This is a genomic window from Vibrio chagasii (assembly GCF_024347355.1).
Classification (GTDB): domain Bacteria; phylum Pseudomonadota; class Gammaproteobacteria; order Enterobacterales; family Vibrionaceae; genus Vibrio; species Vibrio chagasii.
Map to the genome: position 1 here is coordinate 1,516,535 of NZ_AP025466.1, position 21,254 is coordinate 1,537,788.

The window sequence follows — 21,254 nt, forward strand, 5'->3', positions numbered from 1 at the left end:
GAGCACGACAATGGCTATGGTACAAGGTAAAGGCCTTAAATACCGAGTGTGGGCAACACATGCACTGTTGTGGTGCTTCCTGGCAATGATTATCTTCCCACTACTGATGATCATCGCGATCTCGTTCCGTGAAGGTAACTTCGCAACGGGTAGTTTGATTCCAGATAATCCATCGCTGGAGCACTGGAAACTTGCACTAGGCATCTCAGTAACAAACGCCGATGGTTCGGTAACAACACCACCATTCCCAGTACTGACTTGGTTGTGGAACTCTGTGAAAGTTGCGGGTATTACATCGATTCTGATTGTGGCACTGTCTACGACATCAGCTTACGCGTTTGCTCGTATGCGCTTTAAAGGTAAGAACACAATCCTGAAAGCGATGATGATTTTCCAAATGTTCCCTGCGGTATTGGCTCTTGTGGCAATTTACGCACTGTTCGACAAACTTGGACAATACGTACCGTTCTTAGGCTTGAATACGCACGGTGGTTTGATCTTCTCTTACTTAGGCGGTATCGCACTACACGTATGGACGATCAAAGGCTATTTTGAGACGATTGATAACTCTCTAGAAGAAGCGGCAGCACTAGACGGTGCAACGCCATGGCAAGCATTCAGACTGGTTCTACTTCCACTGTCTGTGCCAATTCTAGCTGTTGTGTTTATCCTATCTTTCATTGCGACAGTTGGTGAGGTTCCAGTAGCGTCTATCCTACTTACCGATGTGAACTCTTACACGCTAGCCGTAGGTATGCAGCAATACCTATACCCTCAGAACTACTTATGGGGTGACTTTGCGGCAGCGGCTGTACTTTCAGCGCTTCCTATCACTATCGTGTTCTTACTTGCTCAACGCTGGTTAGTTGGCGGTTTGACGGCAGGTGGTGTAAAAGGATAAGCTGTATCCTATAAGAAAGAAAAAGAGCGACCATTAGGTCGCTCTATATTGGCATTTTTATTACATCATTTGGTTTGGCCGCCGATCAGTAATAAAAATAACCCTCAGGTTACGCATAGCTGGCTACTAATCAGGTTCCTTACGCTATTAATGATTAGTGGTTTTTGTAACTCTAACCCAGGTATTTACTTGGGTTTTTTTATGCCTGCTGTTTTTATCTCACCTTTGTGTCAGCTTTACTCGTTAACTGTCTACCCAGCGCGGTTGTTATGTTTACAACGGCTTAAGTATTCAAAGTTTCGAGTCACTTCTCTCCTAAACACTGACTGCATCATCTCGGTTACTTGAGGAAATGAACTAGTCTCACAAATCAGACATTCAGTATAAGGGGCGATTGGTCTATTGATATATTGCTAATATTCCATTGCGTGATACTTCAATGATTTGTATGCAACAACTATAGATATTGCATAAAAAAGGACATAGACACAACTGTGTCTTTTAGAGCTTTTGCTCGTTATTTCATATGCTTATATAAGGTGATTTGGATATTAGCTTTGTGAAGTGTTTGGTTGAGTATTGAGTTAGAACTCTTTACTTGAAGGAGCGCATCCAAGGTGTTGCAGTAATACATAGATACTTTCTTGATCCAAGGCAACGCGACGAAACAGGTCCGCAAACGTCGAGTCACCGCCGAAACAGGTTTGGATGTAGTGGTTGATCTCATTACTGTCGTAGCCTTCGACGTACAAAGTTCTAACCCATTGGTACTCAACAGCCTTCAAATTATTCAGTGTAGCTTCGCTAAGAGTGGGGCGTGTAACGCTCAAGTTTGGCTCCGGGAAATTTAATGCATCCATTATGATTGGCGGTATTTAACCAGAGCAAAATGACGACTTTATTACAGTCAAAATAAATCATTGAGCTTAGGGCAATTCATTATAAGTGTTGGCTGAGAATCACGTTCTATGTGTGTAACAGAGTGCCTTTAGGGCATGTTAGATAGGTAGATAGGTAGATAGGGTTAGATAAACGAATGCCAAGTGAGTGCTTGGCATTGAAACGGTTTGGTCTGAAAATAGCTGTTAAATGATACTGTCGGGCTAATGATTAACCTTATTTCAAGTATTTCACGTGTGCTTCCATCTCTTCACCGATCTGCTTTCTCATGTTCATGAGGCGAATAGCTGAATCTCTTAGTTCGACGTCTTCAGGTGTTTCTGGAATCCACTCTGGGACTTTAGTCGGGTTACCATTTTCATCAACAGCAACCATAATAACGATACAGTGAGTGGTTAGTCGGTTATTCAATTCTTTAGGGTCGCTGGCTTGTACATCGATAGCAATATGCATAGAAGAGGAACCGGTATAGATCACTTTTGCACTTACTTCTACCAAGTTACCTACATGGATTGGGGCAACAAATCGAATACCACCAGCATAGGCTGTAATACAATATTTGCCACTCCATCCAGCAGAGCAAGCATAGGCCGCTAAATCGATCCATTTCATTGCTGCACCACCATGAACTTTACCACCAAAGTTCACATCCCCGGGTTCAGCTAAAAAACGCAGAGTAACGTTTCGTTTACCATCTTGTCGGCTATTGTTACTGATCATGTGTCTTCCTTTATTATTTTATTGCATAACATGCGTGTTACTTGCTAATAACAATATACTTAAGACGACATAATTTAAAGCGGATAATCTCAAGGTCATGAGTATTTTTTCAAACGGATGAGAATCAGATGAAGGTTAGTCTTTACGGGGTTTATGGGAGCTTTAATAAACAAACTGTAGCGCACTCGAGTAACAAAGAAAAACACCTAGCGCAGTGCTAGGTGTTTTAAGCCATTAGGTACTCATTGCGGTACCTTTATTGTGTTAGCCAACTAACCGTTGTTTTATTTGGTTTAGTTAAAGTGATTCTATTCTCATTACCACTAAAGTGGTAGCAAAAGCTTTGTTGCTGAGCTCACTCTACTGTTTTATGAAGTATAGATCCTTGGCGTAGATATTTCCTTTCGGATTGTTGTTTGGGAAGCCTTTGAGGGTATTTCGAACTAATCGAGTGTGATCGTATTGATATAGAGGCATAGCTGCTGCAGGTTCATTTAATATCGACTCAACATGCTGGTATAAAGCAAAGCGATTAGCCTGAACTTCCGTCTTGCTTGCTTGCTGTAAAAGCTCATCTTAGTCTGGATTACAGAAACCATTTTCGTTTGCTGTGTGATCGCAAGTGAGTGCTTTTAGAAGAGCAGAGAGTTCTGGGTAATCGCCAAATCCCCATGAATGAGCAAGCTGATAGTCTCCGGTTCCTTTCGCTGCGACATGTGATTTCCATTCCATGTTTTGTAATTCAACATTTACCCCAAGAGGCTTCGACATTGAGGCAATTGCGATAGCAATTTTTGTGGTTCTCGCTGGTGTTATAGGTGAGTGTGAATTGCTGTGGGTTCGCTTTGTTGTATCCAGCGTCTTCAAGTAGCTATTTCGCTTCAGCTTGACGTTTTACACTATTTAGTGCTTCAAATACGGATTTCGGCGCCGTGTAGTTAGTAAGATTATTCGGTGTCACGCTGTAGGCTTCGGGGTCACCTTGCCCTGTTACCTTATCTACTAGTATCTCACGGTCTACGGCCATGCTTAGTGCTTGACGTACTCTGACATCATCAAATGGTGCCTGACGCGTGTTGAACGAGTAGACGTAAGAACCTAGCAAAGCTTGCGCTTTAATTTGCTCAGGGCTCTCTTTGACAAGTTTTTGGTAGTACTCAAGCTGCACGCGATTGGTCATATCAATCTCACCGGACTGATAACGAATAAGCTCGGCGTTTTGAGATGATAAACCTAGGTAGGTTACCTTATTAATAACCGTTGAATCGTTATCCCAATAGTTTGGGTTTCTCGTCACTTCGACGTATTCATTGGTAACCCATTTACTGAGAGTGTAAGCACCATTGGTCGTGATGTTTTCCGCACGAGTCCATTGATCTCCTTTCTCTTCAACCAATTTAGTTGGAAGAGGGAAGAAGGTTTTAATACTCATTAAACTCATGAAGTAGGGAGTAGGTTTCGATAAAGAGATCTCTACCGTGCGCTCGTCCAGTGCTTTAATCCCCAACTCTGAGGGATCTTTGTCTCCAGATAGAATTTCACTGGCGTTGACGATATTTGCCGTCGAGAAAACAAAACCGGTGTTATTGCCCGTTTTAGGAGACACGGCACTTTGCCAACCAAACACAAAGTCTGCTGCGGTCACAGGATCACCATTTGACCACTTCAGACCATCTTTTAAAACGAATGTGACCGTCTTTCCCCCGTCGCTGAATCTCCAACTGTCAGCTTGTCCCGGAATTATTTGTCCATCGCTGTTCTCGATAACAAAGCCTTCAAACATATCGTTGACGATAATATCTCCTGGCATGCCTGAGTTGACGAAGCTAGGGTCTAGCGTATTTGGCTCTGCACCATTCCCACGAACAAAATGCTGTTCTTTGGCGAGTGAAGTGCCAGAGGGTACAGAAGCAGCAATAGCTGAAGTCGAAGAGAGAGCGATAAGCGATGAGATAAGCAGAGGTAGCTTTGGTTGAATCATTGTAATTCCTTTTACAACTTAAACAGTACTCAATGCATTAAACATGACTCGGACACAGGCTGCAATACAGCAAGTGTGCATTAACGGAATTTGAAAGCGGTGTGAACAAAACGAAAATGCCTGCGGAGTAACGCAGGCATTGTTAAGTGGAACTTGTTCGTGTGTAGGAAGCTTAAAGTATGGGAACTTTACTTAACTTTGTTGAGGTAGTGGCGCTTCCAGTCTTGGTTTTCTTTTTACTTGAGCAAGGATAACACCAGAAACGACCATGATACCGCCAATGATATGGAACTGGTTAATCTCTTCGCCTAACCATGTCGATGCCAATACAATCGCGACTACAGGCATTAAGTTCATGAACATCGCACTTGAATCAGCGCCAATCGTGTCAATCGCTTTGACCCACATCCAAGGTGCTAAAATAGAAGCCGCTACCGCTGCGTAAGCAATCAAAGGAATGGCTTGTTGTGAAGGCACTAGCTGATCGCTCGTTAGCCAAAGTGGAGCCAACATCGCGACCGCGAATATCCCTTGCATGTAGATGACAACCCAATTGCTTATCGGCATTTTCCAACGTTTGAGCAACACGCAGTAAGAAGCATACACACAAGCTGCGATTAACATGTAGCCATCGCCTTGCGTTAACTCTTGATGGATGAAGAATAGGGGATCGCCTTTACCAAGCATTAATGCTAAGCCTGATAGAGACAACACACCGCCCACAATACTCAAACTTGAAATCGACTTGTTAAGCAGTGGCACGCTAAGGAATACGCTGATCAATGGCACTAATGATGTAATCAAAGCCATGTTCGAAGCGGAAGTGGTTAAGCCTGCGTAGTAACCTAAAGATTGGTTCAACACCATGCCTAGAAAGCCAAGGAAAGCCAGCTTTGTTAAGTTAGGTTTAATGATTGGCCATTGTTTGATTACCGAGCGAATGCAAAAAGGAGTCAGAATTAACATCGCAATAAACCAACGGTAAAAACTCATCGCGCTTGGTTCGATGGTGCTTGCAGCGAGCTTGTTGACTATCGCATTGGCACCCCAGATACAGACTGTGAAAAAAGGTAAAAGATAATGCATGTGAATTCCATCGCAAAATGAGTTGATGCGGCTAGTTTGACAGGTCGTTATACTTACAGATATCTTTAAAAAGACATCAGGCGCGATAGGAAGACAAGTTTGAAAAAACACCCAAGAAACCTTCACCCATCCTTATCAATTGATAAGGCACCATCCAACGTATTTATGAATTTTGAAGCGTTCTTATCGAATACTGAAACGCGTGTCCACAGTCACCCTTGGGGACAGGTTCAGTTGATCAGTGGTGGGATTCTTGAAATGGAGGCAGAGGGAACTCGTTTCTTGGCACCGCCACATCTCGCAATTTGGGTGCCAGCAGGGGTTAGGCACTGCAGTTATAACCGTAAACCACTTGATTACTGCTCACTGAATATCGCCCCAGAGTTAACTCAGCACCTTCCAGAAAAGACCAGCCTTATTAAGATCACGCCGATAGTCTCTTCGATCATTGATGACTTTCGTCAGCGTGATATTAACGTAGCACAAACTGAACCAGATAAGAGATTGGTCCAGGTCTTATTGGATCAACTCGCAGAGCGTCAAGTTGAACACCACTTCCTACCGTCAACCGACAACAAATACCTTGCGCCTATTTTAGCGGCGATAGAAGAGAACCCAACGGATGAGATTTCGTTGAAAGATTGGGCGGAGAAAGTCCATGCTACCGAGCGCACTTTGTCGCGTCATTGCCAAAGTGAATTGGGTATGAGTTTTACTGAATGGCGATTGCGCGTTCGTTATTTATACTCAATGGATCTGCTAAGAAATGGGCAGTCGGTTAAAGAAGTTGCGCTTACCTTAGGCTACAACCAAGCCAGTCCTTTCATCAGTATGTTCAAGAAGTATTCAGGCCAAACTCCCGAGCAGTATAAGAACCGTTTGTTGTAATAGGTTTAGTTAATTCCTTCGATTAACAGTGTGGAGGTTCTGATTTTTATATCTAAATCATTGTTTTAGTTGGCTGAATTCAATTGACTTTAGCTTAATTCTAGACCTGATTCTTTTATGGTTTTAATTTGGTTATATAAGCGTTTAGTTTTCTTTCGGTAATTCGGTGATGATTTATTTACCACTTGCTTGACGTATCGAGGAAAACCTTGAAGTTCCAAATCTCAATCATATCTGCGTTAGTTGCCACACTTACTGCATGCGGAGGTGGCGGCGGTTCGACACCCCCGGCTCAAAAGAAACAAACAGTAGTACCTCAAATGTCGGTCACTCCCGCCAAAGGTAGCGTGGCTGATCCCAAAGATGATGCAGCAAAGAAATTCGCTAGCAGCCCTGCTATGTATTCGGCTAACACTATTGGTAGCACCGATATTAAACAGTGCGAAAAGTCCCTGAACCTGTTCAACATTTACAGTATCGGTTGGGAAGATGAATTCAATAAGGGGCTATCGGATAAGCAACGAAAAGATCTTAAAGACTTCCGTGGCATTTATCTCGCAGACGGTAGAGTAGAGAATATCGTTAACACCAAGCAAACGATCGAAGCAAAAGATTGGATCAGCTATTTTTACTTTGATGCAAATTTTCAAGATTGCGAAGCTCGCCGCTACAAATCGTATGCTAAAGAGAGCAAAGTTGGCGAAGACATTACTGAGCTTCGTTATAAGTACAGTATTGACGCCGATGCTACTACAAACACACCTCAACAAAACATAAGTAACTACACCGCTTGGCAAACTGATTCTGCGAAAAACACAGTGATTGGCCTCGTGACCAACATTACAACGGGTAGTATTCAGCATAAACAACAACTGAAAAGCTTTAAATCTGATAGCGGGCGTTCTGTTGATAACGTCAGTTTCAGCAAGATGTTTAGAAACAGCTACTTTTTGGAGTCTTATGACAATGGGAAAGTTGAGTACCAAGTTGTGGGCGGTAAGGTGATTGATAGATATGGGAAGTCAAAATCGTCAGACCCTGATACATATTATGCCATTAACTTAATTTCTGCGTATTTCCCAGATGTAGGTACTCGAATTAACTGGTGTGTTCGAGGAAGCCAGCTGGTCTCAAATCAAGAGAAGCCAATCAGCGAAGCTCAATACAAACGCATTATTGGTGACGGTGACTTAGGTGCTGCGTATTGCGACCCATTTGATAAGAATATCGGCAAAGTTCGTTATTATGATACGAAAGGAAACAAAGTATTAGACAGCTCTGCTATCGCCAACGAGTTAAACAACAAGTTGGTACAAGGCACCGTTATTAAAGATAAGTTGGATCAACGCGTTAAAAACAAGAAGCTGTACTTAGGGAAAACACATAGTGAATATTTCCAGGATACTTCTCTGGTGAATCAAGTTGACCAGATTAAAGCTGACTTGACGCAGTAGGTTTACTGTCGCACTTTGCCCCACAACCTAATCAAATGAGTATTAGCCGAACGCAAATGAAGAATGCGTTCGGCTATTTTATTGCACCACCCATATTATTTTCAAAACAAACTAATTGCATATAAATTGTGTTTTGTAGAGTATGGGGGCACTCATCAATGGTGGGTGAATAACAACAATAACAAGGATAATAAAAACAATGAAAATGCGTTTAAATCTAAGCCTCTTGCTGATTTCGACGGCTCTTAGTCCAGTTGCGCTAGCTAATACTAGCTACCCTGATGGTTACTACCTTGAAGCTGAAGGGCTAAGCGGTAATGCCTTAAAAGATATGCTTGGTGTGATTGCTGCTCGCGGGCAAAAGCAACTCACTTACACTCAGGTGTGGTCTGCATTGAAAGACACCAACGAAGATCCGAATAATCCGAACAATGTGATTTTGTATTATAGCGGTCGTTCACAATCCAAAGACTTTACGTCATCAGGTAACAACGACAAGAATGCTTGGAACCGTGAACATCTTTGGCCAAAATCTTTTGGATTCAAGCGCAAAGATCAGTGGGGTTATACCGACATTCACCATCTTCAACCAACCGACGCAGAGATTAACTCTATCCGGTCGAACAAAGACTTTGATTTTGGTGGAGCGCCATTGAAAAAGTCGCCGCTTAACAAGACGGATTACGACAGCTTTGAACCTCGTGACGCAGTGAAAGGGGATACCGCTCGTTCGCTTTTTTACATGGCGGTGCGCTATGAAGGAAATAACGCGAAAATGCCGGACTTGTACTTAGTTGATGACACGTCGAGTTCTTCAGGGCAACCTAAGGTTGGAAAGCTGTGTACATTACTGCAATGGCATAACGCCGACCCTGTCGATGATTGGGAACGTAATCGCCATGAAAAAGCTGTTAAATGGCAAGGCAACCGCAACCCGTTCATTGATAATCCAAGCTGGGTAAATGACATATATGACAGCCGCTGTAATGGTTGATACATAAACTGAAGTCAATGCAATGAAGCCATCCTAGTGATGGCTTTTTATCTTGCGAACACTTTATTAGTGAGTGCTATTTGCAGTAGAGAACACTTAGTGTATCGATAAGCAACGTCGTTAAGCTTCAGCTAAGCTCTTTGTGTTTGTATTGAGTGATATGCAGGTTCTAGATAACGATTGAGTGATATCCAGGTGTTGGTACCAGTTATTGAAAACCAGTTCGAAGTCATTAAGAGTAATCCGACCAAACGTATGATTTCGATATTGCTCACAGAGGTTAAAAAGTCGCTGAGCATTATTGATTGGTGATCTAAAGCGAATCAAAGAGCTGTGAGCAGTGACCTGTTTGTATCGACTATCGAAAGTGACTCGTAGCCCTTCTTCTAATAACGCTTCACGTAACTTGTTTCGGAACTGTTCAAGTCCATTACCTATAGGAAAGCCTTGGAGGATGATACAGTTTTCAGAAGCACTTATGCCTTTATATTCAATCTCAATGGGTGCAATTGAACCTACAACTTTATTGAAAATCTCAATGTAGGATTGAGTATTAACCTGGGTAATTTCAAAGTTAGCAACGCATGAAATGATGGAAAGAATGGTTAAATGCAACTCCTCCCTAGGATGATAATATTGGTCGGGTTCGAGTATGTGTGCTGCTTCTTGAAATCTCAATATTTCATCGAGAAGAGCATTATTGCCTTGTTTTAGATAGGCTAGAGCAGTGATCCCTCTTCGAGTGTCGTTAGGTAGATCTAATAGATGTGCATCTAGTTCATATTGGTCGGTTTCAGATGCAACTTTAAAGCGTTGCCACATCTTGTCATAAATCTCTTTGCTCACAGGCTTCCTTAGATACTTATTAAGACAAAAGGTGAGTACAGAACTTATTCCATTGAGATACGTGGCTTAAAATGTATCCTCACTCAAATATTATGTTTAGCTGTTCCATTACTCGGTAGTGTGGGTTTAGGCTTCAACAGCTCCTATTTTCTTAGACATATTAAAACCAGTAATAGAGAAGCCCACTGCTTGGTAGAGTTTCAGTGCTCTTTCATTATGGTACGCAACTCTCAACTTTATTTGTTCAATACCATGCTCCTTAAGCTGCTGCTCGAATAGGCTTATAGCTTGCTTTCCATAGCCAGCACCTCGGTACAAATTAGATACGTAGAAGTCGTAGATGAAGGTAGAATTGTCTTCTGTATTAATGGAGTGCCAAAGGTAGCCGACAAGGCATGGTTGTCCATTTAACTGAGCTTCAATACAAAGAAGCGAATGCTCGTTTCCTTCAAGGCCATTGGGAAAGCAACGATGTAGATCTTTTTTAGCTAGCTCAACGGATCGCTCCATAGAGTGGCCATAGTTTTTCGCTATTTCACGGCTGTAATCGTCAATAAAATAGTCGCAGTAAGCGGGGTACTCTTCATGGCGCATTTCTCTAAGTTTAATCATGTATATCCTTGCGGTGTACTAATAAAGTCGCGATCTCATGTTTAAGATGCGATGTCTTAACTGTAGGTTAGCTCGAAAGGTAAACATGGTGTGCCTTGGTGGTATTTAAGCTGCCAACCAGCCTCAGTCAAAACCCATATAGAGCAACGTTTGGCATAGTTACTCACATCACCAAGTTCACTTACCAAAGCAGTATGATATTTTAGTAAGTGTACCGAAGGGCTTAGTAAAAGGCATTCGTAGTTTTGTGAGTGAATTTTTGAGGTGGAAGGTTCCTCTGCTCTCATCATTTTGACGATAGACATAAAGTCATAGCTATCGCCACTGCGACCGACTTCAGAAAAATCGGGATGTATTAAACGCTTAATATCATTGTTGTTTTGTCGAACTTCATATTGATGAAGATCGATTTCTTGCTGAATTAAAATGTCCAATAGAGCTCCCTAGCGTAGATTTCAAATTACCAGTTATCATGTTACGTATCATCCCTAGAAGCATTGTATAGAGTGCTTAGGGGCTTCGAGGCTTGGTAATAAGCGTTTTGTTATAGAGTGTTTCCATTTACTAACGACCAGTGGTGTGGCATTAATTCACGGATAGTTTTGAACACCAGCTTATTCTCTTTTGTTGAGATAGCTGCTTTAACCTCGCCTCCCCAATGAACCAGTCTTTCTTGGCAGACTCCACAAGGAGATAGCACCAAAAACTCACTACTCTCGTCTTCTCGACAGATACACAGAGAGTGCGTGACTTTTTCGTTCAATTTATGCGCTTCCAGAAAGGCGCCGACCTCCATACAAAGAGAAAGTGCATCATTTTTCGTATCGGGAGCAATACTTGTTAAAATTTTGCCTGTTTCCGTTCTTACAGCCGCAGCGCCACCCCAGCCTCGTGGATACCGTTTTTTAATCAGTTCAACGGCAGCGTGATATAACCCCTGTTCTTCTTGTTCCATAGCATCCTCTCCAAGCTGTCATTGTTTGTAGCTAGTGAACGATGACGACCGTTTTCGCCAACTTGTCACCTATTCTCTGTCTCTTTTTACCAAGAATAAAAAATGCGTCGATAATGCCAAGCAATGGTGATAGCAAATTGCGAAAGAGTGATTGTGTTAAGCTACAACTTTCTCCTGTAACCGAATCTATAACCGAAATTCCCAGTAGTTTCTTGCCAATACTTTGACCTCTCGGTAAACCATCAGAAAGTAGGAAGTACGAAGCTGCTATCAAGCTCGCTGACCAACCTGTTATATCTTGAGATAAGCCGATTGAATTACCTAACGAAAGAAAAAGCATGAATATGATAGCACTAATTAAAGTATCGATGAGCTCCCCTACATAACGACGCCCTGGGCTTGCTAGCTTATGCGCTGTAATTACACTGTCACTATTGTTTTTCACTTTTTCCCTTTATATGAATTGGATATTTGAGTTGCTTGATAATGTCAGGTCCACCTAGCTATGTTTGAGCGCGCTGTGACCTCCTTGGACGGATACTCTCTAACATACAGGGGCAATTAATTTGGATGATGATCCTGAAAATCGTGATGGTGTTGCCTGTAAAGAATGAACCGCGTAGCCAAATATTAAGCTATTAGCTTTTGTTGTTTTTACTCTTGGTAATATATCTAAAACTTATACTTGTTAGTATTTATTAAACAGACGTCGATGCATGATCGCTTCACAAAACGGAATCTCACTATTGAATGGTTGCGTTTTTAGGTGCGCATTTACTTATTGACTTGGTTGTATTTAATTTTTTGATGTTGTAGTGAATATGACTTTACGCTGTGACAAGATCGTTCGATTTGAATAGGTGGCTGGTTAATTTATGTCTTTTTATTGTCATTGCTTTATGATTGCTCAGACACACCTAATACCCAGTCAACTCCATATAGCCTGTACCTGAGTGTGTTCCTTTAATTGAGATTGGACCCTCCCAATAGGGAACCGATAGTGACATTTTTGCTTTTGGGTTGAGTGCCGAGACTGTCAGTTCTATTTGCTGGCTTGGAATTGAAACCAGCCACTCTGTTGGATAATCGCGCCCATCAATTACTGTTTGTTTGGTTACAGTGAGAGTAATGTCTTGCTGTGAAATGGCAGTGCCAGAACCATTTTGCTGCATCAGCCTTGCGTGAGCATAGCTGGCTTCGCCTGTTGCTGAGTTTCGCAGTTGGAATACGACTAGGCTCGTTTCATCACTGAGTCTCAGTGCAAACCAATCCCAGCCTTGTTGTGAATCGAGTAAGAACTGCGAGCTCCACTCTCTATCTATCCAACCTTTGCCTGAAACCTGATGTGTCACGCCATCAATCGTCACGTCGCCTGATACATCGATGAATGGCTGGCTGTAGTAGTAGGATGCGACTTTTCCGTCACCGCTTTTGGTGCTGTAGCCTTGCTCTCCTTGTTTTTGGTAGGGAGCGTCGCTAGTCAGTGTTAACGAGTAGCCAAACTGCTCTGAGTTAGCATTTAATGTGGCAGGGAACAAGTCATCAGTAGAAGATGTCCATTGCCAATCATCAAGATAGACGCGAAATGGTGATGTGTTTACGCCTGCCAGTTCAGCTTGATCGCGCGACCATTTTTCATCGGCGTAGTGTTTGTCTTCGGTGGTAACGGCACTGTGTGCCATGTAGATCTGCTGGCTTTGCCATGCGGTTAACTTGTTTTGTTCGGCGCTGTTTTCTGGAGCTGCGGCAAAGCGGAACTGTGTCCATTGTACGCCTAGTGTGTTGCCGTCCTCATCGATGAGGTTGGCTGTTAGGTACCACCACTCATGACGGAAACTCGGGTGTGTTTGATGGTCTTCAGGGAAGGTGAGTTCAACGCCTTTAATGACGGGACTGAATTGATCACTCTGCTGTTCGCTGTTCCCGCCGAGTATTGATCCCATGTCTTGAGCGGAATTCGGATCGACCTTGTCACAACCCCATAGAGATAGCAGACCCAGTGAGAGAGCAGATAGTCTGATTAACTTACTTTTCAAGCCAATGTTCATTACAACACCTCACTTTGCAAACTAGACACCACAGGCTTACTGACCAAGCGCCATAGAGGAATGAGTGTTGCAATCACAGCCACAATAATTGTGATGAAGGAAATACTGAGCGTATCACTCCAATTCCACTGATAATTTAAGCTCCAACCGAAGGCGCGAAGGGTGACGATGTCTGTTAGTACGTAGCCAACCATCGCACCAAGTGGGATGGCGATAACCAAAGTAAAGGTCACAAGCACAACGATTTGCCCGAGAACCATCGCCATTAACTTTTTGCGGCTTATGCCAAGTGCATACAACCGTGCGATAGCGGCCTTACGAGCATCGAGCAGCATGAAACACGCACAGAACAGGCCAATGACGGCAACCATCAAGGTGACGCCATTTAGTGCGCGTGTAATGGCGAAGGTTTGTGAAAAGATATCTAAAGCGAGGGATTTGATCTGCGCTTGATCGTAGAGCTGACTTGGGTGCAAGTTCAATTGCTGGCGCAGCTGTTCGTAGACTTGTTGTTGGTCACCAGAGACTTTAACCCCTAGGCTAGTCGGCAAGTTAGTAAAACCGCTTTCAAGCCATAAATTAGGGGCAAGCAATACCTCGCCATTGGGTGAGCCGTAGTCGTGGAAAATCGCACCGACGACTAGTGACTTGTTTGGAATAGAGTCGAGCTTAAGTTTGCTGTTCAAAGACAAACCAAGCTTCACCGCCGTGGGTTCGCTTATCGCAACCAGTTCACCTTGGTGAAAGCGCTGCCAAAAGTTATCTAGCTGCGATTGGAATACCATGGTTTGCGCTAATGTATCTTTGTCTTTGGTACCGAGTAACGTGGGCAAACCTTGTAAGTTATCGTCGACATAATATTGCTTATAAACGGTTTCAACGTTCTCAAACTGCTCTAATGCACGTTCTACGTTGGCGATTTCGCCTTGAGCCGGGCTCACGTAAATGTCGGCATGCAGCCGCTGTTCTAACCATTGCTTTAGAGTCGATTCAAAGCTGCCTACTAAGGTATTCATTCCCATATTAGCCGTTACAGCAAGCAGCAGCGCCATCATGGCAAGGGAAAGTGAAGATATGAGCTCTCGCAACTCAGCAAACAGGTACTGCATCAACCCCGACTGAGTGCGCTGTTCACTCCACTTTGCTAATACGCTGAGCGTTTTAGGCAGATACAAAGGAATAGATACCACTAATACACCAAGCCACGCCATGGTGAGGCGGTGATGTTCGCTAAGCCACAAGCCAGCTAATGCGATACCCGTGAGTGTTGTTCCAATAATAAACAGTTGGTTTTCGTTTGAAGCCTCTGGCGCTTGATAAAAGCCACCATGAGAGGAGAGCGGTTGGTGAATGCGTTGTTTAAAGTGCTGCCAGCAGGCAACAAGTGTGGCGGCTAAGGTGAGCAATAAGGCCTGAATTAACCATGACCACTGCCATGTGCCAGGCAGAAGTGTTGCTCCGTAAAGTTGCTCCAGCGTGATCGCCACGGTAGGATGGAGCCAGTGGCTTAATTGAATACCCAAAATGAAACCGAGTGCAGCTCCTAGGGTGACCAGAACGGTAAGCTCAATAAGCAAAGCTGAAAATACCATGCTTGGTGCCACACCGGCTTGCTGAATTTGAACCAGTAGTCGATTACGTTTCAGTAAACTGTATTTCACACCGTTATAAGCGATAAACAAACCTACCAAGAACGCGAGTAAGCTCATGGCAGTTAAGTTGAGGTGAAAGCTGTCGGTAATTGAGCCGAGATCGGTACTTTGGTTGTTAGTGATCCATTGCCCTTGTTCTGCGATGAGACTCTGCCAGTTATCTTGTGGTTGGTTCTCGACATTAAAAACGGCGATATAGCTCAGTTGACCTTGTTTGTTGAGCAGTTGTTGAGCGAATCCTATGTCCATCAGCATTCGACTCCCCAGTTGCCACTCATCAGGCAGCACAACCACTTGGGTAACGATGTCATCGAGGATCAGCGTTTCCACTTCGTCTAAGCTTTGATGCTGCGACTGGCTCATCATTACTATGGGCTTGCCTGCTAAGAGTTGAGGTAGGGGAAGTGCATTATCAAAAAGAGATATGCTTTGTTCGTTCCCTTCGGAGTAGCGAAATCTTGATGTGAGAGCGGCGATGAGCTCACTACCTTGGATTGACCAACGACGTCCTTGCTCGTCTCTCACACGCCCTTCAATCACAGGTAGTACCGCGCTGAGTCCGTTTTGTCTTAGCTTGAAGTAGAGCGACTCAGGTAGGTAGTTTTGTCCTGCTGGTGGAATGATTAGGTTCTGAGCCTGAGCGCTCAGTTGTTCGGTGGATTCTGCATAGCTGCGTTTGGCATTCAAGTTGATGGCTTGTACCGCGACAAACAAGGTGACCGCTAGCACAATGCCAATCAAGATCGCCGCGGCTTGCAATGGTGACTGACGATAGTGCGCCGCGAATAGGTTTAGCGTGAGTTTGGTGTGCGCAACCTTTAAGTGAGCAGGCGCGTTAGTAGCATTAGCCTTGAGCATGAGTCATCTCACTGGCTTGATTTTGGCCTATATGCTTGAGACTTCCATTGTCCAAGACCAGCTGCCTCTGCATAAAATCGGCGCATTCAGGGCTGTGCGTCACCAATAATACAGCGGTGTTGCCTTGTGTTGTGATCTCACTTAGTAATCTCATCACCTCCAACCCTGCTTTATGATCTAGGTTGCCTGTGGGCTCATCTGCAAGCAAAAGTTTAGGTTTATGAGCCAGCGCTCGAGCGATAGCGACACGCTGTTGTTGTCCACCAGATAGGGCTGATACGTGTCTATTAAGTAGTTTACTGATACCTAATGCTTCGACTAAGTAATCACACCAAGCTCCCCATTTCTGTTGGTTTAAATGCAATGGAAAGGCGATGTTTTGTTTTACGTTGAGTGGGGTGAGCAGGTTGAACTGCTGAAAAATAACGCCGAGCTTTTGGTGGCGGAAACGACTCCAGTGTTGGTCTTTCCAAGCTGAGGTATTTTCACCATCGAGCCATAACTCGCCTTCTGAAAGAGGTTCAAAGCCCGCAATTAGATTGAGTAGAGTACTCTTGCCACTGCCGCTTGACCCAGTCAAAGCAACGCTGACACCAGTCCCTAGATTGAAGTCGATATTGTCCAGTACTTGATGGCTCTCTTTGCCATCAATAAAGCTCTTACTGGCCTGTTGCAGTGTGACAACTGGGCTTTCCATTTCCTCTCCTTGTAATCAAAAAGCGATTGCCAAAGGTGTTATGTGTTGGCGATTACTATCACGATAGACTCTCTCAAACTGTAGACGACAATTTCAGAGATTAGAGCGATTTATATCGAATTATTAGTAACTTGTACTTGATTGTTGAAGGAATGGATCAGTTGGTAGCTGGATAAGTACCCCCTAAATAGGTTGTTATTCTCTAGGCTCGGTTAGGGTACTCGGGGTTTCTCGCGTTGATTGGCACCTTCTAAGATTATTTATTAATAACTATATTTTTAATTTGTTGTTATGTTATAACATAACCGAAAGTTATTTTTTGATACTCGGTGGGGAAATTGAATAAACCTGTATTGTCAGTGAAGGGGCTCTGCGCCAATGGTTTAGCAAACTGGAGGGCGGTCTCGGATGTGACATTTGACGTGAATGATGGGGAGTGTATTGCCATCATTGGGCCGAATGGAAGTGGAAAGTCTAGCTTACTAAAAGGAATTACAGGCGAGTACAAAGCCGTTGCCGGTGAGATGTTGTTGTCTGGTATCGAACTTGAAAGTCTAGCAAGGCAGCAGGTAGCGAAAAAGGTCGCGGTGGTTACGCAACATGAGCATGTGGATCCCCGTTTGAGTGTCTCTGAATACGTTGGCTTGGGGCGTACGCCGCACACTTTCTGCTGCAGTGCGAAAGAGCACAAGCGAGCAGTCAAACAGGCAATGGAAGATGTTGGGCTATTGCATAAAAGCCAACATAGCTTTGGTGAGTTATCGGGTGGTGAACAACAACGTGCAAGTATTGCACGAGCATTTGCACAAGAGCCTAGGCTTTTATTGCTAGACGAGCCGACTAACCACCTTGATCCTCTGGCTCGTCTTGAACTTCTGAGCCTTATTAAACAACGCGGCATTGCATCAGTTGTTGTGCTGCATGATCTGCCCTTAGTCGCCCCATTTGCCGATAAAGTTCTTCTGATGTCTGGCCAAAAAATGGTCACATTTGCATCGCCAGATACGGTCATTCAAGACCGCTATATGGTGCCCGTTTTTGGATTGCGCGTTTTGTCGTTCAATCACCCCAATATGTGCAGCACCATCCATCACTTTGAAGCTGCATCCAATCACTCTAATTTATCTCTAATAGGAGCAGCCCAATGAAGTGGCCTGTAATTTCTAGCCTTTTGTGTCTTTTACCTTTATCTATTGCCCATGCAACAAGCACTCAATACCCCGTTACGGTAGATAATTGCGGAAGCCCACTAACGATTAAGAAGCACCCTTCGCGTGCGGTCGTGCATGACATAAACATGGCTGATATGGCATTTGCTCTTGGCCTTCAGGAGGATTTGGTGGGTGTGACGGGCATTACTGGTTGGTACAAGATGTCTGGTTCATTCAAACAACGTTTAGGCGATATTCCAGAGCTTTCCCCTAAGTACCCGTCATTAGAAACATTGATTGCCTTGGATGCCGATTTCTTTTTTGCTGGCTGGAATTACGGGATGAAAGTAGGGGGAGAAGTGACGCCTCAAACACTGAAACCCTATGGAATCGATACCTTAGTGTTGTCGGAAAGCTGTATTCATACTCAGAGCCAAAAGCAAGGCGCTACCATGGACCTGCTTTATGATGATATGGAAAAGCTAGGCGTTATTTTCGATAAACAGTCAGAGGCCGAGGCTTTAGTGAACAGTTGGAAAGAGAGAATTGCAAAAGTCGCTGAACAACAAAAAGCGTCAGGAAAACCTAGTCCCAAAGTCTTTCTGTTTGATTCCGGTGAAGACAAGCCTTTTACTTCAGGTAAGTACGGAATACCTAATGCAATGATTGAAGCAGCCGGTGGACAAAATATTACAGGTGATATGGAAGCAAGCTGGGCACGAACTTCTTGGGAAAATGTGGCTAGCGCCAACCCGGATGTCATCATTCTTCTCGACTACCAAACTGCAAGTGGCGCCGGTTCGTTGCAACGTTTTCTAGAAGCTCATCCGTTAATGAAATACACCAATGCGGTGACTGCTGGTCGCTATGTCAAATTGCGTTATGAGCAGCTAACTCCTGGGCCAGCCAATATAGATGCTATTGAGAAACTTGCAGCCGCGTTTGTTTCTGAATAGCAGGCAAGGTTATTATCGAAAAGAGTAGTAGTCTTTTGATTTTATTTGATAAATATCGAGCAGTTTGGTTGATGGGTATCGGCGCAATGCTGCTCGCCTTTATGATGAGCTTACAATTTGGCTCTGTCCCTCTTTCTTTTAAAGAGGTGATGGTTGGATTGATCTCTTTTAATGATCCAAGCCCTGATATGACAAGCAGAATACTGTTCGACCTTAGGTTACCTAGGGCGTTATTAGCTGTTATTGCTGGTGCGGGGCTGGCGATGGTAGGAGCCTTACTCCAGACGTCGACACGCAATGACTTAGCGGATCCATTTCTGTTTGGCTTGTCATCAGGTGCGTCTGCTGGTGCAGTATTGGTGATCACTCAATTGGGTGATGCCTTGGGCATTTGGTCATTGCCGGTGGCGGCGTTCTCAGGAGGTATTGTTTCAGCCACAGCAGTTTTGATTCTGTTCTCTATGCAGAAGAAAAAGGGTAACGACAACCTGATCTTGTGTGGTTTGGCGATTTCATTCTTATTTGGAGCAATCACCAGCTTTTTAATCTATTCCGGCGATAAAAGAGCGGCGAGCTCAATTTTGTTCTGGACGATGGGAGGTCTTGGGCTTGCTCGTTGGGATAACTTGATTTTTGCGCTGGTGGGTGTGCTGTGTCTGGTTGCCTTAGTGGTTAAGCGTTATCGCGAACTCGACACTTTATTAGTGAGTGAGCAAACGACTAGCTCATTGGGCATCAACGTTCATCGCCTACAAAGTGAGATTTTTCTCTGCTGTGCGTTTTGCACCGCATCGATCGTGGCAATGACAGGCGTGGTTGGCTTCATTGGTTTGATGGTCCCTCATCTTGTTCGACCGTTTTCTGGGGTAACCCATAAACGAGCCATTCCTTTGATCGCACTTTGGGGGGCGGTGCTTTTGCTTTTTGGGGATGTGGTAAGTAGGACGATATTGGCACCACAAGAACTTCCTGTCGGGATTGTAACTGCGGCGTTGGGTGGGTTGTTTGTTTTGTATCTTGTCTGGCGCAAGTAGCTTGTTGGTTTAATCTGGAAAATTCACTAACCATAGAGCCTATGGAATTCTAACCACTATTTTCACACTGGCACTTTCGACCATCACTCTGGTGGTTGAAAGTGCATTCCTAAATCTCTTCAACTTAAGCAGGCAGCAAGATGATCTTGCCATCTAATCGTGTAGTTTTTGATTCAATAAGATCAATGGCTGTCTGAATTTGTTCGAGAGGAAAATAACGGTCGACTTCTAGTTGAATCTCGCTCTCGATGAAGTGATCGAGCATGGACTCGAATTTGTCACGGCGTACTTTTTTACCTTCAGCTTCTTCCCAATACCTCAAGAAGAAGGTGCTGAAATCGATAGCGTGATCTTTTGCGTATTCGAAGAAGCGTGGCTCATAAAAATCCAGAGACAGCGTGCCATAGTTGATAAAGCGCCCTTGTCTGCCCAGTGTATGAATGAGATCTGTTCCGGGTGACCCGCCAATCGCATCAAAAGCAACAGTTGGTTGAGGTAGGCCAAGTTGCCTGATTTGTGCAACCAAGTCATTTTTGGTATCCAACACATGCTTTGAAGTCGTAAGAGCGCGTTTGGGTTGTGACGTTACAACAATGGTTTGAAAGCCAAGCGATTGTGATAGTTGGGAGAAAATTTTACCAATGGCTGAACTGCCAGCGTTGATGATTAATACATCTTCTTGGGTCAACTTTGCTACTTCAGTTGTCAGTATCCATGCGGTGAGTGCATTAATGTACAACTGACACGCGTATCCGTTATCTAGATGTTGAGGCAGGTGGAAAAGATTGTCAGGTGAAACATCGACGTATTTCTGCCATGTTCCACTTGTTGCCACGAGCACTCGCTGGCCCACAGTAAACTCAGAGTGGCTAGACTCTACAACCGTACCTACTGCTTCAAACCCTGGCACTCTGGGCGGCTGGTGGCTGTGTTTGTATTGCCCAACACCGTAAATCGACAATAGGTCACTAGGGTTGATGTTGGTCGCTTCAATTTGTACTCGAACCTTATCTATATCGAGTGCCCCTAAAGTGACATGCTCGATCTTGAGAGATTCTTTCGGCTGCCCGAATCGGAACTGGCTAATTCGGGTGTTTCTTTTGGTATCTGTCATGAGTCGATTACTTAAGTTGGGTTAAGTGAACGTATTCGCTTTCTAGATAGCGCGTTCATAATGCCAGACTGGTGCTGTTCAACCAAGTAACTCATTTTCGTGTCACTGATTTTGAGACTATATGTCGGATTCTTGTGCTGACTTTGTTTTGTTGTTTGACGCTTGTGTGGCTGTCTGTGTAGTACTTATTGCATTGACTGTAGCTGCCGTAGGCGCAAAGTGTTTATCGTTAAGCGTTACTGTCATCGATTCATGTTTTACGGTTGTAGCTTCGGCTTGAGAGTGAGCGTCGTTTATTGTTTCTGCCAGTGTCATCATTGACGTTGTCGCAAGGATCGTGGCTAGAGTGATTTGAACAAATGTTTTCATAGATTGTTTTCCTATTGGCTAAAGTTATATGTGGATAG

General features: G+C 43.9%; 20 protein-coding genes and 1 pseudogene. 7 read left to right on the plus strand and 14 right to left on the minus strand.

Annotated features, from left to right (window positions below; genetic code table 11):
• Positions 1-10: 10 nt before the first annotated feature.
• Positions 11-901 (plus strand): maltose ABC transporter permease MalG, encoded by an 891-nt coding sequence (malG, locus tag OCV52_RS22490; protein WP_063525338.1) that lies wholly within the window; start codon positions 11-13, stop codon positions 899-901.
• 584 nt (positions 902-1,485) lie between these two features.
• On the opposite strand, the gene OCV52_RS22495 is transcribed toward malG, so the two are convergent.
• The 4 genes and pseudogenes from OCV52_RS22495 to OCV52_RS22515 form a co-directional block, all read right to left on the minus strand.
• On the minus strand, positions 1,486-1,731 hold the full coding sequence (locus tag OCV52_RS22495) for a hypothetical protein (RefSeq protein WP_032498029.1): 246 nt from the start codon (positions 1,729-1,731) through the stop codon (positions 1,486-1,488).
• 286 nt (positions 1,732-2,017) lie between these two features.
• Positions 2,018-2,521 (minus strand): acyl-CoA thioesterase, encoded by a 504-nt coding sequence (locus OCV52_RS22500; RefSeq protein WP_137406242.1) that lies wholly within the window; start codon positions 2,519-2,521, stop codon positions 2,018-2,020.
• Between the two features lie 360 nt (positions 2,522-2,881).
• Positions 2,882-4,502 (minus strand): annotated as a pseudogene (locus tag OCV52_RS22510) (peptide ABC transporter substrate-binding protein).
• Positions 4,503-4,694: 192 nt separating this feature from the next.
• Positions 4,695-5,588 (minus strand): DMT family transporter, encoded by an 894-nt coding sequence (locus tag OCV52_RS22515; RefSeq protein WP_102350028.1) that lies wholly within the window; start codon positions 5,586-5,588, stop codon positions 4,695-4,697.
• Between the two features lie 99 nt (positions 5,589-5,687).
• On the opposite strand from OCV52_RS22515, the gene OCV52_RS22520 reads away from it, so the two are divergent.
• From OCV52_RS22520 to OCV52_RS22530, 3 genes are all read left to right on the plus strand, one after another.
• Positions 5,688-6,476, plus strand: coding sequence for an AraC family transcriptional regulator (locus tag OCV52_RS22520; protein ID WP_004737696.1), 789 nt, complete (start codon positions 5,688-5,690; stop codon positions 6,474-6,476).
• A gap of 209 nt (positions 6,477-6,685) precedes the next feature.
• Positions 6,686-7,930 (plus strand): hypothetical protein, encoded by a 1,245-nt coding sequence (locus OCV52_RS22525; RefSeq protein ID WP_137406243.1) that lies wholly within the window; start codon positions 6,686-6,688, stop codon positions 7,928-7,930.
• Positions 7,931-8,129: 199 nt separating this feature from the next.
• Positions 8,130-8,924 (plus strand): endonuclease I family protein, encoded by a 795-nt coding sequence (locus tag OCV52_RS22530; protein WP_128165012.1) that lies wholly within the window; start codon positions 8,130-8,132, stop codon positions 8,922-8,924.
• A gap of 120 nt (positions 8,925-9,044) precedes the next feature.
• Here the strand turns inward: OCV52_RS22530 and OCV52_RS22535 are convergent, their stop codons facing one another.
• From OCV52_RS22535 to OCV52_RS22570, 8 genes are all read right to left on the minus strand, one after another.
• A complete protein-coding gene (locus tag OCV52_RS22535) occupies positions 9,045-9,770 on the minus strand; it encodes a 2'-5' RNA ligase family protein (RefSeq protein ID WP_137406244.1) in 726 nt (241 codons plus the stop codon).
• Between the two features lie 126 nt (positions 9,771-9,896).
• Entirely contained in the window at positions 9,897-10,382 is a 486-nt protein-coding gene (locus OCV52_RS22540; protein ID WP_137406245.1) for a GNAT family N-acetyltransferase, read from the minus strand.
• A gap of 56 nt (positions 10,383-10,438) precedes the next feature.
• A complete protein-coding gene (locus tag OCV52_RS22545) occupies positions 10,439-10,816 on the minus strand; it encodes a nuclear transport factor 2 family protein (protein WP_137406246.1) in 378 nt (125 codons plus the stop codon).
• A 110-nt stretch (positions 10,817-10,926) separates the two neighbouring features.
• The gene (locus tag OCV52_RS22550; RefSeq protein ID WP_137406247.1) at positions 10,927-11,337 is read right to left on the minus strand and encodes a cytidine deaminase; all 411 of its coding nucleotides are present in this window, start codon (positions 11,335-11,337) and stop codon (positions 10,927-10,929) included.
• Between the two features lie 31 nt (positions 11,338-11,368).
• Complete coding sequence (locus OCV52_RS22555; protein WP_137406248.1) at positions 11,369-11,782, minus strand: RDD family protein; 414 nt, start codon at positions 11,780-11,782, stop codon at positions 11,369-11,371.
• Positions 11,783-12,254: 472 nt separating this feature from the next.
• Positions 12,255-13,385 carry a lipocalin-like domain-containing protein gene (locus OCV52_RS22560; protein WP_137406249.1) on the minus strand — a complete coding sequence of 377 codons (1,131 nt, stop codon included), beginning with the start codon at positions 13,383-13,385 and terminating at the stop codon, positions 12,255-12,257.
• Positions 13,385-15,895: an ABC transporter permease gene (locus OCV52_RS22565; RefSeq protein WP_137406250.1), complete on the minus strand. Its 2,511-nt coding sequence runs from the start codon at positions 15,893-15,895 to the stop codon at positions 13,385-13,387. The genes OCV52_RS22560 and OCV52_RS22565 overlap by 1 nt, the downstream gene beginning before the upstream one ends.
• Positions 15,882-16,592 carry an ABC transporter ATP-binding protein gene (locus tag OCV52_RS22570; RefSeq protein ID WP_137406251.1) on the minus strand — a complete coding sequence of 237 codons (711 nt, stop codon included), beginning with the start codon at positions 16,590-16,592 and terminating at the stop codon, positions 15,882-15,884. The genes OCV52_RS22565 and OCV52_RS22570 overlap by 14 nt, the downstream gene beginning before the upstream one ends.
• A gap of 353 nt (positions 16,593-16,945) precedes the next feature.
• On the opposite strand from OCV52_RS22570, the gene OCV52_RS22575 reads away from it, so the two are divergent.
• The 3 genes from OCV52_RS22575 to OCV52_RS22585 all read left to right on the plus strand — a co-directional run bounded on the left by OCV52_RS22575 (position 16,946) and on the right by OCV52_RS22585 (position 19,733).
• A complete protein-coding gene (locus OCV52_RS22575) occupies positions 16,946-17,740 on the plus strand; it encodes an ABC transporter ATP-binding protein (RefSeq protein WP_029225988.1) in 795 nt (264 codons plus the stop codon).
• Positions 17,737-18,699: an ABC transporter substrate-binding protein gene (locus OCV52_RS22580; protein WP_137406252.1), complete on the plus strand. Its 963-nt coding sequence runs from the start codon at positions 17,737-17,739 to the stop codon at positions 18,697-18,699. The genes OCV52_RS22575 and OCV52_RS22580 overlap by 4 nt, the downstream gene beginning before the upstream one ends.
• A gap of 86 nt (positions 18,700-18,785) precedes the next feature.
• Positions 18,786-19,733: a FecCD family ABC transporter permease gene (locus OCV52_RS22585; RefSeq protein WP_137406265.1), complete on the plus strand. Its 948-nt coding sequence runs from the start codon at positions 18,786-18,788 to the stop codon at positions 19,731-19,733.
• Between the two features lie 124 nt (positions 19,734-19,857).
• Here the strand turns inward: OCV52_RS22585 and OCV52_RS22590 are convergent, their stop codons facing one another.
• Both OCV52_RS22590 and OCV52_RS22595 read right to left on the minus strand, forming a co-directional pair.
• Positions 19,858-20,847, minus strand: a complete 990-nt coding sequence (locus tag OCV52_RS22590; RefSeq protein ID WP_137406253.1) for a zinc-dependent alcohol dehydrogenase family protein — start codon at positions 20,845-20,847, stop codon at positions 19,858-19,860.
• A gap of 117 nt (positions 20,848-20,964) precedes the next feature.
• A complete protein-coding gene (locus tag OCV52_RS22595) occupies positions 20,965-21,216 on the minus strand; it encodes a hypothetical protein (RefSeq protein ID WP_137406254.1) in 252 nt (83 codons plus the stop codon).
• Positions 21,217-21,254: the final 38 nt, after the last annotated feature.

Bases quoted from the DNA above. Each gene is read 5' to 3' on its own strand.
- OCV52_RS22585 (WP_137406265.1), top strand. From the start codon at position 18,786: ATGCTGCTCGCCTTTATGATGAGCTTACAATTTGGCTCTGTCCCTCTT.
- OCV52_RS22565 (WP_137406250.1), bottom strand. From the start codon at position 15,895: ATGCTCAAGGCTAATGCTACTAACGCGCCTGCTCACTTAAAGGTTGCG.
- OCV52_RS22590 (WP_137406253.1), bottom strand. From the start codon at position 20,847: ATGACAGATACCAAAAGAAACACCCGAATTAGCCAGTTCCGATTCGGG.
- OCV52_RS22595 (WP_137406254.1), bottom strand. From the start codon at position 21,216: ATGAAAACATTTGTTCAAATCACTCTAGCCACGATCCTTGCGACAACG.
- OCV52_RS22500 (WP_137406242.1), bottom strand. From the start codon at position 2,521: ATGATCAGTAACAATAGCCGACAAGATGGTAAACGAAACGTTACTCTG.
- OCV52_RS22540 (WP_137406245.1), bottom strand. From the start codon at position 10,382: ATGATTAAACTTAGAGAAATGCGCCATGAAGAGTACCCCGCTTACTGC.
- OCV52_RS22530 (WP_128165012.1), top strand. From the start codon at position 8,130: ATGAAAATGCGTTTAAATCTAAGCCTCTTGCTGATTTCGACGGCTCTT.
- malG (WP_063525338.1), top strand. From the start codon at position 11: ATGGCTATGGTACAAGGTAAAGGCCTTAAATACCGAGTGTGGGCAACA.
- OCV52_RS22550 (WP_137406247.1), bottom strand. From the start codon at position 11,337: ATGGAACAAGAAGAACAGGGGTTATATCACGCTGCCGTTGAACTGATT.
- OCV52_RS22570 (WP_137406251.1), bottom strand. From the start codon at position 16,592: ATGGAAAGCCCAGTTGTCACACTGCAACAGGCCAGTAAGAGCTTTATT.
- OCV52_RS22515 (WP_102350028.1), bottom strand. From the start codon at position 5,588: ATGCATTATCTTTTACCTTTTTTCACAGTCTGTATCTGGGGTGCCAAT.
- OCV52_RS22580 (WP_137406252.1), top strand. From the start codon at position 17,737: ATGAAGTGGCCTGTAATTTCTAGCCTTTTGTGTCTTTTACCTTTATCT.
- OCV52_RS22560 (WP_137406249.1), bottom strand. From the start codon at position 13,385: ATGAACATTGGCTTGAAAAGTAAGTTAATCAGACTATCTGCTCTCTCA.